We start from the raw sequence: 15,769 nt of genomic DNA, 5'->3' as shown, positions 1-15,769 counted from the left end.
AGGTGCTTGCCCTTGACCTTGGTCCAGTGCTCGTTGAGCGCGTCCATCGCCTCGCCGTGCCCCGACGACAGCAGACGCTCCATGTGGTTGTTGGCGAGCTGACCGTCATCGGCGAGATCGTCCGCGAACTCCCGCAACGCGTCCGCCATCTCCCGGTAGGCGTCCTCGTCGACGTTGGGCCAGTTCACCCCCACCAGATCCAGCAGCGTGTCAGCCCAGTCCGGCACCGTGACAGCCATGAACCCAAATCCCCCCCGTGCGTACAACATTTACCAGAATGCTTGTGCGAATGAGGCTGTCATGTGAACACCGTCCGGAGCAAGGCGACTTCGGTGGTCAGAGTGCCACGGTGTGCGAAAAGTCCGAATACGCCGCGAAGGGAAGAGTGGGCACGGGCATCCGGATTCCTTCCCGAGGCTCCCACGGCCGGAATTCCGTGGTGCGCGCCCAACTCGGCCTGGGTGAGGAGTGATCGCTGAAACGTTCGCCTTGGCGAACCCTGGGGGAGGCGTCGTCCCCTCGGGTCGCGGAGCGCCACGAGGGGCCCCGACGGGTTTCCGCCCATTGGGGGTTAGGGTGCGGGTGGGCCGAGCAGCACCTCTGGCCCTCGCCGCTACGGCCGGTCCCGTTCCTGGGGGAGGAGCCTCCCGCCCGGCTGTTCGCGGCGTCGGGCGTGCTCCTCAAGGCTCGCTGCGGGAGGCCTTCTTCCTGTTCTGGTTACGTCGTGGCTGCTGGTTCGTACGGGGGCTTCCTTGCAGCCGGGGCAGGTCTCGCCACGCCCGTGCAGCGGTCCGAGACCGTAGCCTTCCGTCCCAACGGACTCCTGGTGGTTGACGGAGCGGATCGTCCGCCCGGACTCCTCGTCGACGGTGCGCACCGCTGTTCCGATGTGCCGGACCGTCAGGTGCTGTTCGCCCGTTTGTGTGTTGAGCACTCGCAGCGTGGCTACCGCGGTGCGGCGTGTCCGGGGCATGCCCGGCCGGTGCTGTTCCGGACCACCAGCTCGGGCGGCAGCATCCGGTGCCGGGGGAGCGGTTCCCCGCCGCCCGCCGCGTCGAGGAGGAGCGCCACTGCCTCCCTCGCCATCCGGCGCCTCGGCAGGACCACGCTGGTGAGTGCGGGCCGGGAGGACGGCCCGGCGGGGCAGTCGTCGTACGCGACCACGGACAGGTCGTCCGGAACGGAGCGGCCCGCCACGCGGGCCGCCTCCAGCGCGCCCACGGCAAGGACGTCATGGGTGGCGAAGAGCGCCGTCACGCCGGGCGTGGCGGCCAAGGCGGTCCCGGCCGCGTCGAACCCGCCGTGGTAGGTGGGCTCGTGGGCGAGGTGGACGGCGTTGTCGGGCAGGGGCCGGCCCGTCTCCGCGAACGCCCTGCGGAAGCCCTCCACGCGCCGTGTGTGGGCGGGGCTCGCGAGGATCGCGACGTGCTCGTGCCCCAGGTCGCGGAGGTGGCGTCCCGCCAGGTGGCCGCCGTCCTCGTAGTCGACGGTGACCATGGGGAACTGCTCGGGCGCGTCGGCCTCCCAGGCGCACAGGGCGACCGGGAAGCGGGCCTCGGACAGCAGCGGCAGATGGTCGGACAGATCCTGGTCGCCCGCGATGAGCAGGGCGTCCACCGAGCGGCTCGTCAGTCCCGCCAGGTGCCGACGCGCTCTCTCGCCGTTCTGGCGGGTGGTGCACAGCAGCAGGTGGTGTCCGTGTTCGTCCAGCGCGTCCTCGGCCTCTTCGACCAGGTCGGCGTAGAAGGTTGTGCCCACCGTGGGGACGAACAGGCCCACCGTGCGCGTGCTGCCGGTGGCCAGGGACCGGGCAACCAGGTTCGGCACGTATCCGAGCTCGTCGATCGCGGCCCGCACGCGCGCCGCGGTGACCGGGCGGACGGCGATGCGGCCCGTGACGACGTTGGAAACCGTCTGCTTCGTGACGCCGGCGCGTCGTGCCACGTCCTGCATCGTCACCATGAGGATCCTCATCCGACCGGTCGAAAGCCGAGGTCAGCAACGTAGTCCCGGCCGCGCCCCCGGTCAACGCCGCCCGGGGACCGGCCCCTTGGCTACGGACGTTCCTCGTCCACATGTGTTTGATTCTGTCGGGGAATTTTGACAGGACCCTTGTTTTACCGGTCAAAGGAGCCGTACGTTCCCTTCTGTCGGCAGGTCCGTGACCCGGGCGGCCGACGACGATACGAAGCTCCTCCCGCGCCCCGGTGACTGTCGGCCCTCTCCACCCGGAAACACCCTCGTGTCCTCATGCCCGCCAGGCCGGCGGGTCGAGGACCACCGCGCTCCGTCTGTCGAAGGCGGGCGCGCCCCGCGCTCCTCGGTACCCGTCGGAATCCCCCGTACGCAGCGCCGCGGGTACCGGGGTCATCCAGAGACACCGACGCGGCCCGGCCAGGGCCGGCAGGACGAGCCGGACCCCGGCCGATCCCGCCGAGCTCCTCGGACGCGGCCGCCGATCTCGCAGCATCCCCCCACCACGCAAGGAGTACCTGTGTCAGCTCCCAGACGACGGCTGGTCGGCGGGCTCGTCGCCCTGACCGTTGCCGCGGCCTGCGGTACCGCCCTGTCCCCCGCGCCGGCGTCGGCGGCGGCCGAGGCCGCCACCTACACCGTCACCGTCGGGACGAAGGGGTCGTGGACCCACCCGAACGACACCCCGGCCGCGCCGTACATCGACAAGGACGGCACCTTCTACTTCCAGCAGGCACACGCCCTCTACGGGGCGAGCGACTCGCGGAAGTGGGACTTCTTCACCGGGACGAACTTCGACACCGCCACCCGCTCCACGGCGATCAGCGACGCGGTCAACCCGGCGAACTCCAACGACAGGAACAACGACACCACCTGGCGGTGCAACAACAGCCCCACCGGCCTGGAGTCCACCTACGCGCCGACCGGGTCGGGCTACGCCCAGCGGAACTACTGCGACCTGGCCGGTGTGTGGGTCGATCCGGACACCGGGGACTGGTACGGCCTCGTCCACAACGAGTTCACCCCGCAGCCCTTCGGCGACGGCCTCCACTTCGACGCCATCGACTACGCGGTCTCGAAGGACCAGGGCAGGACGTGGTCGATCAAGGATCACGTCATCACCTCCCCGTACGGCACCACCCGGGGCGACACCACCGCGTTCCCGCAGCAGACCTACGACTACGGCGACGGCGACCAGCGTCTGTTCGTCGACACCGCGTCGGGCTACTTCTACGCCTTCTACGGCTCGCGCATCGTGAACAAGGGAGGTGGCTGGGGGGCCTTCTACAGCCACGTGGCCCGCGCGCCGATCGCCGGCAAGATGGCGCCCGCCTCATGGCAGAAGTGGTACGACGGCAGCTGGTCGCAGCCCGGCAAGGGCGGCAAGGAAAGCAACATGGTTCCCGTCGGTGCCTCCAGCACCACCGGGTACACCCCGCCGGCCAAGGAGTACAACCCGCAGACCAGCGGCAGCATCAGCCAGCAGGTCGCCGCGGGCACGATGCCGGCGACCTCGCCCATGTTCGTCATGGACATCACCTACAACGCGTACCTCGGGCTCTACATCGGTGAGCCGCAGGCCGTCGACCAGAGCGGCAACGCGTCCCAGGAGATCTACGCCACCGACGACCTCACCAAGCAGAAGTGGTTCCGGCTCGGAGACACCGGCAGCTACAAGAACGCCTCGTGGTACCGCTGGTTCCTCGACAGCGTGAACAAGACCGGCTCCGGCATCGTCGGCAAGAACTTCCGCTCCTACTGCTCCTTCGGATGCTCGGGCGGCACGTCCAGCGAGTACGTGAACCTTTCGATCGAGTCCTCCGCCCCCGCCGCTCCGGTCGACACCACCAAGACCTATCGGATCGCCGCCGCCAACGGCCAGGTGCTCACGCAGGTCGCCGGCGGTACAGCCACCTCTTCCGTCCCCGTCGCCACCGGTTCCTCGCTGGAGTCGTGGGTCTTCACCTCCAACGGCGACGGTTCCCACCGCATCGCCAACGCCGCCACCGGCCGGCTCCTGGGGGTGGACTCCTCCTCCACCACCAGCCGCGCCTGGGGAGCCAAGCCCACGGTCACCACCATGCCCACCGGTGGCCCCACCGTCGGCCAGCAGTGGTTTGTGATTCCCGGTGCCTCCGCCACGGATGACGCTCCCACCGGGAGCTACCGCCTGGTCAACCGCTACAGCGGTCTGGTGATCGGCCTGTCCGACACGGCGGGCCGGCTCACCGAGACCACCCCCACCCGCACCTGGACCAACACCACCGGCAACGCCGTGGGCGGCACGCGCACCGCGAACGAACAGGTCCTGAGCCTCACCGAGACCGGGGCGGCCGCCCCGACGCTCAACGGCAACCACACGCTCGTCACCGGCGGCAAGGCCCTCGACAACCCCGACCACAGCACCACGCCCGGCACCCAGTTCGTCACCTGGACCCCCACCGGCGGCGCCAACCAGTCCTGGAGGTTCACTCAGCAGGCCGACGGCTCCTACGAGGTGGCCAATGTCGAGTCCGGACTCTGCGCGGACGTCGAAAGTGCCTCGACCACCGCCGGCGCCAAGGTGATCCAGTGGACCTGCACCGGGGGCACCAACCAGCGCTGGAGGGTCACCTCCCAGACGGGCGGAACGTACAAGGTGGCCTCGGTGCGGAGCGGGCTGCTCCTCACCACCGCTTCCACCGCGAACGGCGCGCTCGTGACCCAGCAGACGGACACCGGATCGACGCTCCAGTTGTGGTCGATCAACTGACCCACCCCTTCGGGTGACATGATCCAGGCCGGGTACCGGTGCGAGCGAAGCCCGGAACCCGGCCTGGCCAAGAGCGGTGCATGGGAGGGCGGCCCAACCTGCGTCCGGGGCCTTCCCCCTCGGTGGTCAGGTGGCGAGGCCGAGTCGTGGACCGCCGCGGTCGCGCAGTCGTCTGAAGAAGGCCAGCACGCCCGCCGAGCCGCCGGCCCAGGTGGCGCTCGGCCGGGCGAGACCGGTGTCCGGGAACACGGGCCGGGACCAGGTGCCGCCGCTGCGGCTCAGGATGAGCAGGGCGACGGTCTCGGCCGCGTCCCAGAACTCCTCGGCCGCGGACGCCGCCGCGACGTCCACCATCAGCTCTCCCACGCCGGCCAGTCCGCAGCACTGCGAGACCAGCGGCATCCGTGGTGCCAGTGCGGCGCAGGCGCGCGCGGCCCCCTGGGCGAGGTCCAGGTACCCGGGCTCGTCGAGGTGTTCGGCGGCTCCGACGAGCACGCTCCCGATGCCGGCCAGGCCCCGGCACCACGAGCCGTAGCGGCGTGTCGCCCCCGGCTCGGCGGCCGCCGCGATGATGTCCGGTGTCACGGCGGCCAGGCGCGCGGCGGCCTTCCCGGAGCGGCCGACCGCGTCCGGGTCCCCGGTCGCGGCACCGTACTCCAGCAGGAAGAGGGCGACGCCCGCCTCGCCGTGCGCGATGCCCTCGCGGAGTGCGGCGCCGCCGGCCGTGTCCGAACCGGCCGGCGTCAGCCGGGCGGTGCCCGACGCCAGCATCCGGTCGCAGCCGGCGGCGACGTCCACGTGCCGGTCCGCGGCGTGCCGGTGGCCGGACCGGAGGGCGTGCCGGGCGAGCAGCAGCCGGCCGAGGCCGATTCCGGCGGCGCCCGCGATCAGGTCCGCCTCCGGAGGCCCGCCGTCCGGCGCGCGTTCCGGGAGGACGGGGTCCTCGGACCGGGCGCCGGGGTCCGTCTCCGGCCCCGCCTGCGCGAGGAAGAGTTCGACGCCGGTGCGCCCCGTGTAGAAGCCGGGGGACAGGTTCCTGGACTGGTCCGCGGTCCACCGCGCCAACGCGGCGACGGTGGAACGCACATGGGGCCGGTGCGCGTGATGGAGGAGTTCGAGGCCGAGTCCCGAACTGCCGCCGTAGACGTCGATCGAGGTGGGGACGTTCAGCTGTGCGGCCCGCACCGGGTCCACGATGGCGCGGGCCTCAGCGACGCAGAACGCGGTCGTGTGCTCGATGATCTCGTCCAGCAGACCGCTGTCGATCCGGGGGCGCGCGGGCCGGCGTACGGTGCGGGCCGTGCCGGTGCGCAGGCGCTCGGCGGCGGCGGTCCGTACGGCCGGGTCGAAGCTCATCAGGCCGGTGATCCACGACCGGACCGCCTGGTGGGCGCGCCCGGGCAGTGCCCATGCCAGGCAGGCCAGGGTCCTGTCCCGGTTCACCCCGTGGTCGGCGTCGACGATCACCGGGTCCATGCCGGTGGCGGCGAAGAAGAGGGTCGCGCCGAGGGCGTAGTGGTCGTCGGCGGGGGCGGCCGGACCGGTCGCGTGCAGAACGGGCTCGCTGTATCCGGGGGTCGCCCCTCCCGGACCGGTGCCGTCCCACTCGCTGATCCCGAAGTCGATCACGTGGCAGTCGCCGGGTCCCGAGCCGTCGAGCACGACGTTGTCCGGCTTGAGGTCGCGGACGACCACGTTACGGCCGTGGATCCCGTCCAGGACGCTCAGGAGCCGGCGGGCGAGGACGGAGAGGGCGCGTTCCGGCCGGGTGCCGTCGTCCCGGTAGGGGCCGTTCCGCAGAACGTCTCCGCGCAGGTCCCGGTCGCCGCAGCTGCTCATCACCAGGTACTCGTCCGCCTGGTGGGCGAAGTAGTCCAGCGCGCGGGGCACGCCCGCGACGCCGTCGAGCGCGGTGAGGACCGTGCGTTCGTTGCGCAGCCGGTGCCGGGCGTCCGTACCGGACTCGTCCTCGCCCACGAAGGCCCTCGCCTGTTTGACCACGACCGGCCGTCGGTGCGCGCGGTCGACCGCGCGGTAGACGTTGCCCCGGGGTGCGCGCGCGATGCCGGCGGTGACGGTGTAGCGGCCGCCGCCGAAGCCCTGCGCGGACGGTTCGTCACCATGTCCGGAGACGCTCGTGAAGGGGTCCTCGGCCCAGGGCGGGCACCGGTAGCGGCCGACGGCCAGGCCGTCGAAGATCCGGCCGTCGGGCCCGGTCATGATGGATTCGAGCCGCCCGCTCCGGCCGGTCCGGTAGTCGCCGGTGAAGGGGCCGTAGCGGTAGTAGACCGGGGCCCTCGGATCGACCCGCCGATCGCTGACGACCCGCGGGCCCTCCCGGTCGCGCAGTACGGCGGCGAGTTCCCGGGCGACCTCGACCACGGTGCCGTCCCGGGGATACACGGTGATCGCCTTGCCGACGGCTCCGGCGCTCACCACCCCGGAGTTGAGGCGGCGCAGCGTCTCCGGGTCGCGGGCGAACTTCGCGTGGCAGACGTGCCGGGACAGTACCGGCAGGACGAGCCGGATCACGGTGTCGAGGTCGCCGGGGCGCGTGGAGACGTGCAGTTTCCAGCCGTGTTCCATCGCCGGCATCCGCGGATCGTTCAGATACGACCATGTGCCGTCGGACCAACCGCGGCGGCCGGTGATGGAAACGGCCACCGCTACGAGTTCAGGTCACAGGCGAAGCGGGTGGTGGCGGTCACCCAGGGGTCGGCGAGACACGCCGTGTGTTCGCGGTCGCTGCGGTCGTCGTCCTCGAACGGGATCGCCTCGTCGTCGATCTCCAGCGGGCCCGCGTCGCGGAATCCGTCGGCTTCCAGAAGTTCCGGCACGGCTAAGGGCATGTGACGCCTCCAGGGTCTGTCGTGCACTGCGGAGCAGGAAAATGGCCGACCCGGGCCGGTGGGCCCGCTGGGCCAAGGACTCGCTGAACCACGGTAGGGAGGGGGTGAACTCTCTGACAAGGGACACGGAGAAACGATTCGCCTCTGGCTCGTTCCGGACGGTGGGGCCAACTCGCCCCCGGACGGCGCCGATGGCGGCACGGCGGAGCCGGCTGTCACTCGTCTTTGTCCGTATGGCCTCCGGGGTATGGCGCCGGCTGCCATGGTGGTCGCGTTCGGTCGGTCAGGGAACCGGGGGTGGGACCTTTGGGCCGTGGGACGCGCCGGCGGGCGGCGGTCGTCGGGACGGTGGTGCACGCGTCGGGTCCGCGTTCGGTCGCCGTCGGCGGCGGGGTGGAAGGCGACATCCGTACGGGCGACCGGCCGGACGGCGGGGCCCGACCGTGAGGTGGCCCTTCCGACGCAGGTCCGGGCACGCACCGGCAGGCACGGTCACCGCCTCGGGCGAGCGGTCGATCGCGATCGACACCGGGGGCGGCCCGTTCCTGGGGAACGCCGTCACGGGAGACCACGCGACCATCGTGCAGACACCCCCCGGGGAGCTGCGTCCGGTGCGGAAGGTGGCCGCGCCGCGCGGGTTGACGAACCTACCGGTCCGGCACGGGGTGTTCGTGGGGCGTACCCGGGAGCTGAAGCAGCTGGACGCCGTCCTGGGCGGAGCGGGCACGGCGGTGGTGCAGGCCGTGCACGGACTGGGAGGGGTCGGCAAGAGCGCCCTGGCCGCGCACTGGGCGTTCACGCGGGTCCGTCGCCACAACCCGGTCTGGTGGATCACCGCCGAGACCCCGGCGGACCTGGACACCGGTCTCGCGAAGCTGGCCGCCGCCCTGCAACCCGCCCTGGCCCACCTGCCGCAGGACCAGTTGCGGGAGAGGGCGGTGCAGTGGCTCGGCGCCCACAGCGGATGGCTGCTCGTCCTCGACAACGTCGACGATCCCGCTGCCGTCCGCCCGCTCCTGGCACGCGCCGTCGACGGCCGTGTCCTGATCACCAGTCGGCGCGCCTCCGGGTGGCACGACATCGCCACCCCCGTCGCCCTGGACGTGCTGACCCCCGCATCGTCCCTCGACCTGCTCACCAGGATCCTCGCCCGTGACGGCGTTCCCGCCGACCTGGACGGCGCCGAGCGGTTGTGCGCCGAACTCGGCCATCTTCCGCTGGCTCTGGAGCAGGCCGGCGCCTACATCGCCGAGGCCAGGCTGAACCCCCGCGCCTACCTCCGCCTGCTCGCCGACCACCCGGCCGACATGTACCGCGAGGCCGGCGAGGGACACGGCAGGGACAGGACCGTCGACCGAGTCTGGCGCATCACCCTGGACCGCCTGTCCGACACCCCCCTCGCCGGCGAGGCCCTGCGCGCCCTCGCCTGGTACGCCCCCGACGACATCCCCCGCACCCTCCTGGACCCCCTCGGCACCCCGCCCGCCGTCCACGGGGCGGTCCGGCGCCTGGCCGCGTACAGCATGATCACCCTCACCGGGGACACGATCTCCGTGCACCGGCTCGTCCAGGCACTCGCCCGCACGCCCGACCCCGAGGACCCCCACCGCCGGCTCACCGACATCGCCCACGCCCGCGACCGGGCCGCCGCCCACCTGCACACCGCCCTGCCCGCCGCGCGGCGGAATCCCGCGACCTGGCCCACCTGGCGGAGCTTCCTTCCGCACATCGAGGCCCTGGCCGACCACACATCCCCCGCCACCGACACCGCCGTCACCGCGACCGTCCTCAACCAGGCGGGACTCTTCCTCCACGGCCAGGGGCGGAAGGAGCGCGCGACCCCCTACCTCGAACGCGCCCTGGAAGACCGGGTGCGGCTCCTGGGCGCCGATCACCCGGACACCCTCACCGCGCGCGGGAACCTCGGCATGGCCTACGAGTCGACGGGGGACACGGAGCGGGCCATTCCCCTCTACCGGCAGGTCTGCGAGGACCGGGCGCGGGTGCTGGGCGTCGAGCACGAGGACACTCTCACCGCCCGCAACAACCTCGCCGGCGGCTACGAGTCGGCGGGGGCTCTGGACGAGGCGGTCCAGCTGTACGAGCAGACCCTGAAGGACATGACACGCGTGCTGGGCGCCGACCACCCGGAAACCCTCACCCTGAGCGACAACCTCGCCGGCTGCTACGAGCTGGTGGGGGATCCCGACCGAGCCCTCCGGCTGTACCGGCGGACCCTGGACGCCCGGATCCGGGTGCTGGGCGCCGACCACGAGGAAACCCTCAGCACCCGCAACAACCTCGCTGTCACCTACCTCTCGGCGGGCGATCCGGCGCGGGCCCTTCCCCTTTCGGAGCAGACCCTGAACGACCGGATCCGGGTCCTGGGGGCCGACCACCCGGGCACCCTCAGCGCCCGGAGCAACCTCGCCGTCGCCTACGAGCTGTTGGGGGACCTCGCCCGGGCGATCCCGCAGTACCAGCAGGCGATGGCCGAGAAGGCCAGGGTCCTGGGCGCCGACCACCCGGACACGCTCAGCGCGGGGCGCAGCCTCGCCACCGCCTACGAACTGGCGGGGGACCTCGACAGGGCCGTCCCCCTGTACCGGCAGACGGTGGACGAACGGGCCAGGGTGCTGGGCGCCGATCACCCGGACACCCTCACCGCGCGCACCTACCTCGCGGGCGCCTACGCGGCGGCGGGGGATCCGGCCCGCGCCGTCCCGCTGTACCGGCGGACGCTGGACGACCGTATCCGGGTGCTGGGCGCCGAGCACGAGGACACCCTCCACTCGTACAACCAACTCGCCAACGGCTACGCGTGGACGGGGGACCTCGACCGGGCCGTCCCCCTGTACCGGCAGGCCCTGAGCGGCATGACGCGCGTCCTGGGCGCCGATCACCCGGACACCCTCGCCGTCGCGGACAACCTGGCCACGGTCCTCCGGAGCAGGTTCCTGTGAACCCCCGCGTCCCGGGGACGCGTCGCGCCGCCCCTCCGGCCGCCCGCCGGCCGGAGTGCTCGTGAAGACCGCCCCGTAAATGTGGAGGAGGTCGGGGAACTCCGTGAGTCTTCCGTCGGTGAATCGCGTGCGGAATCGCGTCGAAAGGGCCTGCCGCATCCGCCCGACTCATCAGTAACCCCGGCCTGACCAGCGAAAACGTAGATGTGACGGGCGTGGATCAGGGCCCGCACCGTCTTCGTCGGGCCGGGGTATGGTCGGCCGCGTTCGCCGGACCGGGTGCATCGATGAGGGGACGACGCGGCCCTTGCGTACGCCGCGCGACGACCGGCCCAGGGCGAGAGACCGACCACAGACGTTCGAGGCGAGGCAGACCGATGGAAGTTCCGGCCACCGCTTCGGGCGACGGCGACCGCACCGGCGGGGGCATGGACGGCGGAGGCTGGTTCGCGCCGGGCCCGAGCCGGGCGACATCGGCATCCGCACCCCCGAACGGCCCTGCGCGCGCGCCCCGTTCCGTACCGCGGCAGCGCGACCGCACCGGGCCGCCGGCCGCGGGCGGGGACACCTCCGACACCGCGCTGCTGCGCCGGACGATGGCCGAGATCGAGCCGATCGCCGACACGGTCACCTCGTACTTCTACGCGCTGCTCTTCCTCCGCCACCCCGCCCTCCGGGCGCTCTTCCCCGCGGCGATGGACACCCAGCGCGACCGGCTCTTCACCGCGCTGCTCACCGCCGCCACCCACGCCGACGATCCCGCCACCCTGACCGCGTACCTGACGGACCTCGGCCGGGGCCACCGCAAGTACGGCACCCGGCCCGAGCACTATCCGGCCGTCGGCGAGGCCCTGATCGGCGCCCTCGGCCGCTACGCGCCGTCGACCTGGGGGCCCAGGACCGAAGCCGCGTGGGTCAGCGCCTACACGACCATCTCCCAGATCATGATCGACGCGGCGACCGCGGACGAGATGCGCGCCCCCGCGTGGTGGCAGGCGGAGGTGGTCGCCCACGAGATGCGCACGAAGGACATCGCGGTCGTCACGGTCCGGCCCGACCAGCCGTACCCCTTCCTCGCCGGGCAGTACACGGCCCTGGAGACGCCCTGGTGGCCGCGGGTGTGGCGGCACTACTCCTTCGCCTCGGCCCCGCGCTCCGACGGCCTGCTCTCCTTCCACGTCAAGGCCGTGCCGGCGGGCTGGGTCTCCAACGCCCTCGTCCACCGCGCCCGTCGCGGGGACGTCGTCCGGCTCGGTCCCCCCACCGGCTCCATGACGATCGACCACACCACCGACAACGGGCTGCTCTGCCTCGGCGGCGGCACCGGCATCGCGCCCATCAAGGCCCTGGTGGAGGACGTGGTGCAGCACGGCCGGTACCGCTCCGTCGACGTGTTCTACGGCGCCCGCCGCAGCGACGACCTGTACGACTTCGACACCATGCTGCGGCTGCAGCAGTCCCACCCCTGGCTCTCGGTCCGGCCGGTCGTCGACGAGGGTTCCGTCGGCCTGTCCGGCGGACTCCCCGAGGCGGTGCGCGAGTACGGCTCGTGGCACACCCACGACGTGTACCTGTCCGGCCCGCCCGGCATGATCCGACGCGGCGTCGACACCCTGCTGGGCATGGGCGTCCCGCCCCGCCGCATACGACACGACTCCATCGAAGGACTGGTCGGGGCAACGACGTGAGCACTTTCGAACAGGCGACGCCCCTGCGCACCAGCCGCCCGGGCAGCGACGGCGAACACCTGGTCCAGCAGCGGATGGGCACCGCGGAGCGTGCCGACCGCTTCTACGCCGAGCAGGTCCTCGAACGACTCAACCCGCGCATGCGGGAGTTCGTGGCGCGGCAGGAGATGTTCTTCCTCGCCACCGCCGACCGGAACGGCGCGTGCGACAACACCTTCCGGGCCGGCCCGCCCGGCTTCCTCCACGTCCTGGACGACACGACGCTGGCCTACCCCGAGTACCGGGGCAACGGCGTCCACGCCAGCCTGGGCAACATCGAGGAGAACCCGCACGTCGGTGTCCTCATGGTGGACTTCCTCCGCGACCGCATCGGACTCCACGTCAACGGCCGGGCCGGGATCGTGGCCGACGAGGACATGCGCCGTGCCCACCCCACGCTCGCGACCGACCCGGTGCCCGGCCGGCGGGCCCGGGTCTGGGTGGTGATCACCGTCGAGGAGGCGTACATCCACTGCGCCAAGCACATCCCCCACCTGCAGAGGGTCCCCGCGCACGGCTCCGGCCGCTCCTGGGGAACGGACGACGTGAAACGCAAGGGCGGCGACTTCTTCGGAGCCGCCGCCGACGCGCCGGAGCGGGGCCCCTTCCTGCCGCCGCCCCGCGCGGACGCGGCGAGCTGGCGGGCCGAGGCGGAACGGGTCCTGGCGCGGGCGGTGCGGCGCGACCACGGTGCGGACACCGGTGCGCGCGCGACGACCGAAGCAGGGGCGCGGAGGTTCAGCGGCTGGTTCAGCAGGAGCACCCCCGCCTGACCGTCCGCCTCCGCCGACGGCCGCCGCTCCGGGTGGTGTACGGGGCGAGGGCGGGTCAGAGTCGCTCGGCCGCCCGGACCCGGTGAAGGTGGACGAGGATGTCGTAGGCCCGGCCGAGGGCCAGGGTCGGCAGGGGGTCCGGGGTGAAGGTCGAACCGGCGTCGTAGACGGGCCGGGGGCGGTCGAGCCAGTCGTGCGCGGCGGCGGGCGCGGTCCGCAGGTCGAGGTAGAAGTCGCGGTACCCGACCCGGTCCAGGGTGTGCTCGTTCATGCCGGGACGCGCCGCCGGGACGGTGACCGGCTTCCAGTCCCCGTCGAGTGAGGTGTCCTTGGTGAGGAAGGAGCCGCCGGCGAAGGTGAAGCCGATCGCGGCGTAGTCGCGGCCCAGGCGTTCGCGCAGGACGGCGCCCTGGGTCCGCGGGTACATGTCCGGGTGGGTCGACAGGTATCCGATGTGGCCGTTGTGGGCCGACAGCAGCATCCGGTGGCCCGTGTGCCGCTGCCACCACAGCACGTTGTCGGCCATGGCCTGGTCGCGCAGGCGTTCGGCGGCGGTGACCGACGCGGGGTCGGCGAGGTCGATTGTGGCGAAGGCGAAGGTCTGCGCGATGTTCCGGGCGTGCTGCACCGTCCACGCCTGCTCCTCGCCGGCCTCGCCGGCCTCGCCGCCCTCGGCGACCAGGTCGAGTGCCTCCTGGGCGCGCGCGGCGTTCTCCTCGCGCTCCGCGAGCGGTTTGCGGAGGTAGCCGAAGATGTCGTCGAACGGGCGAAGTCCGGCGTACAGCGCGGTGAGGCGGGGCAGCGCCTCCGGCCGGGTCTCGCGGACGGACGACAGCACGCGCGCGAAGATGTGGTCACCGAGCTTCGGACCGCCGAGATCATCCCCCATGAAGTGGACCCGCCGGCCGGGCCGGCGACGGTTGTGCTCGCGCATCCAGCCGATCAGGCTGACGAACTCCTCGCGCTCCCAGGGGGATCCGGCCAGCGTCTCCTCCGCGATCCGTCGCGGGTCGCCGGGACCGCCCTGGAGGTACTCGTCGATCCGGAGCCCCGCCGACCAGCTCATCTCCAGCGCGAAGGCGGTGAAGCCGCATTCCTCGACGAGGTGCCGGAAGACGCGCTCCTTCATGGCGAAGAACTCGTGCGAACCGTGCGTCGCCTCGCCGAGACCCACCACCTTCGCCTTCCCGACCATGGCGCTCAGCGCCCGGAGATCGGCGGTCCGGCCACCGGGGTCCGTGGTGCGCAGCGGGTGCGCGACCCGTTCCAGTGACCGTACGACGGCGGCTTCCCGGCTCGTCGGGGCGGCGGCGGACGAACCGGCCGGCGCGGCGGGTCCCGCCGACGCCGCTCGTGCGGCCGGCGCGGACAGGGCCGAAGCGGCGATGCCTCCTGCGAGCCCTCCCGTGAGCGCGAGGAAACCCCGTCGGCCGGTCGTCTTCCTGTACCCCTGCATGCTGATCACTCCTTGCGTACGACGGCTCCCCGAGCCGATGAAGTGATCTTCGCGTGCCGTGGGGCGGACCGCCCTGGGGTGCGCCACCGGCTTCCTCCAGGGGATATCCCCACCGGACTCGGGCAGCTGTCCGGATGGTCCGGTGGCTCTCGGCCCGAGCAGGGTGGACGGACGCACCACCCTGATCCACGAGGCAAGGAGCCCCCCTGTGTTCAGTCCGAAGTCGGCCGCCCGCCGCGCCGTGCGCACCGCTGCCGTCGGTGTTCTCGCCGCCGCGACCTGCGCCACCCTGATGACCGGCAGTGCCGGAGCGATCGTCAACGGGACCGATTCCACGGAGCGTTACCCGTTCATGGCGACGATCCCGGAGTCGGCTCCGCGGCACGGTCTGTACGACGGCAACTGCGGGGCATCGCTGATCGATCCGCAGTGGGTGCTGACGGCCGCTCACTGTGTACGGGGTGACGGCCTGGAGCTGGACGGCATCGTCCGGATCGGGAGCGAGAGGAGGAAGACCGGCGGAACCGTCCGGGCCATCGAGCGGATCGTCGTCCACCCCGGTTACGTGAACGGTGACGGCAAGGCCGCCAACAAGGACGACATCGCCCTGGTCCGCCTCGACCGCCCGGTCGCCGAGCAGCCGATCCGGATCGCGCGGCGGGCCGGGCGGCCCGGCACCCCGACCCGCATCCTGGGGTTCGGCACCACCGCCGACACCGAACTGAGGTTCGCGGAGCGGCTGCAGGAGCTGGAGACGCGCCGGGGCGCCGACACCGAGTGCGCCCCGGGCTACGCGGACCGGACCCGGCTGTGCACGATCAGCCGCGTGCCCGAGGCCATGGCGTGCTTCGGAGACTCGGGCGGGCCGCAGCTCCAGAAGGGCAGGCACGGGCGGTGGGAGCTCGTCGGGGCCACCTCCGGACCCGGAGTGCCGGGGGGCGGTCCGTGCTCGGCCGGACCGGGTCTGTACACGGACGTGCCCGCCTACGCGGACTGGATACGGAAGACCCTCAGGCACGGCGCCTGAGCGCGGGGCCGGGCGACCGGAGAAGGAGCGGCTTCTGAGACCGGGGCCGGGGGACCGGGGGAGGAGCGGCTTCTGAGACCGGGGCCGGGCGACCGGAGGAGGAGCGGCTTCTGAGACCGGGGCCGGGGGACCGGGGGAGGAACGGCTTCTGAGAACGGATTCCGGGGGAGGCGCAACCCCGGGCCCCGTCGGACGTCTGTCGGAACGAGGCCCTCATCGGGCTCGTTCCGACGGCGGCCGTCCGCCGC

Annotated in this window: 10 protein-coding genes; 5 read left to right on the top strand and 5 right to left on the bottom strand. The window is 72.3% G+C overall.

Annotated features, from left to right (window positions below):
* On the bottom strand, positions 1-239 hold a 239-nt coding region (locus IE237_RS24590), incomplete at its 3' end, for a hypothetical protein (RefSeq protein ID WP_189804266.1).
* A gap of 706 nt (positions 240-945) precedes the next feature.
* Complete coding sequence (locus IE237_RS24585) at positions 946-1,962, bottom strand: LacI family DNA-binding transcriptional regulator (RefSeq protein ID WP_189804265.1); 1,017 nt, start codon at positions 1,960-1,962, stop codon at positions 946-948.
* Positions 1,963-2,494: 532 nt separating this feature from the next.
* Here IE237_RS24585 and IE237_RS24580 point away from each other — a divergent pair.
* Complete coding sequence (locus tag IE237_RS24580) at positions 2,495-4,726, top strand: RICIN domain-containing protein (protein WP_189804264.1); 2,232 nt, start codon at positions 2,495-2,497, stop codon at positions 4,724-4,726.
* 126 nt (positions 4,727-4,852) lie between these two features.
* Here the strand turns inward: IE237_RS24580 and lanL are convergent, their stop codons facing one another.
* Positions 4,853-7,390, bottom strand: coding sequence for a class IV lanthionine synthetase LanL (gene lanL, locus IE237_RS24575; RefSeq protein ID WP_189804263.1), 2,538 nt, complete (start codon positions 7,388-7,390; stop codon positions 4,853-4,855).
* A gap of 2 nt (positions 7,391-7,392) precedes the next feature.
* Entirely contained in the window at positions 7,393-7,575 is a 183-nt protein-coding gene (locus IE237_RS24570) for an SflA family class IV lanthipeptide (RefSeq protein WP_189804262.1), read from the bottom strand.
* Between the two features lie 443 nt (positions 7,576-8,018).
* Here IE237_RS24570 and fxsT point away from each other — a divergent pair, with 443 nt between their 5' ends.
* The 3 genes from fxsT to IE237_RS24555 all read left to right on the top strand — a co-directional run bounded on the left by fxsT (position 8,019) and on the right by IE237_RS24555 (position 13,038).
* Positions 8,019-10,538: an FxSxx-COOH system tetratricopeptide repeat protein gene (fxsT, locus tag IE237_RS24565; protein ID WP_229842863.1), complete on the top strand. Its 2,520-nt coding sequence runs from the start codon at positions 8,019-8,021 to the stop codon at positions 10,536-10,538.
* Between the two features lie 287 nt (positions 10,539-10,825).
* A complete protein-coding gene (locus IE237_RS24560; protein WP_440862296.1) occupies positions 10,826-12,226 on the top strand; it encodes a globin domain-containing protein in 1,401 nt (466 codons plus the stop codon).
* A 74-nt stretch (positions 12,227-12,300) separates the two neighbouring features.
* Positions 12,301-13,038, top strand: a complete 738-nt coding sequence (locus tag IE237_RS24555) for a pyridoxamine 5'-phosphate oxidase family protein (RefSeq protein ID WP_189804287.1) — start codon at positions 12,301-12,303, stop codon at positions 13,036-13,038.
* Between the two features lie 55 nt (positions 13,039-13,093).
* On the opposite strand, the gene IE237_RS24550 is transcribed toward IE237_RS24555, so the two are convergent.
* The gene (locus tag IE237_RS24550) at positions 13,094-14,494 is read right to left on the bottom strand and encodes an erythromycin esterase family protein (RefSeq protein ID WP_189804260.1); all 1,401 of its coding nucleotides are present in this window, start codon (positions 14,492-14,494) and stop codon (positions 13,094-13,096) included.
* Positions 14,495-14,702: 208 nt separating this feature from the next.
* Between IE237_RS24550 and IE237_RS24545 the strand changes: the two genes are divergently transcribed.
* Entirely contained in the window at positions 14,703-15,521 is an 819-nt protein-coding gene (locus IE237_RS24545; protein ID WP_189804259.1) for a S1 family peptidase, read from the top strand.
* The last annotated feature ends 248 nt before the right edge of the window (positions 15,522-15,769 follow it).

The organism is Streptomyces tanashiensis (assembly GCF_014648895.1).
In the GTDB taxonomy this organism is placed as follows: Bacteria; Actinomycetota; Actinomycetes; order Streptomycetales; family Streptomycetaceae; genus Streptomyces; species Streptomyces tanashiensis.
This window is presented reverse-complemented; position numbering and strand designations above follow the sequence as displayed.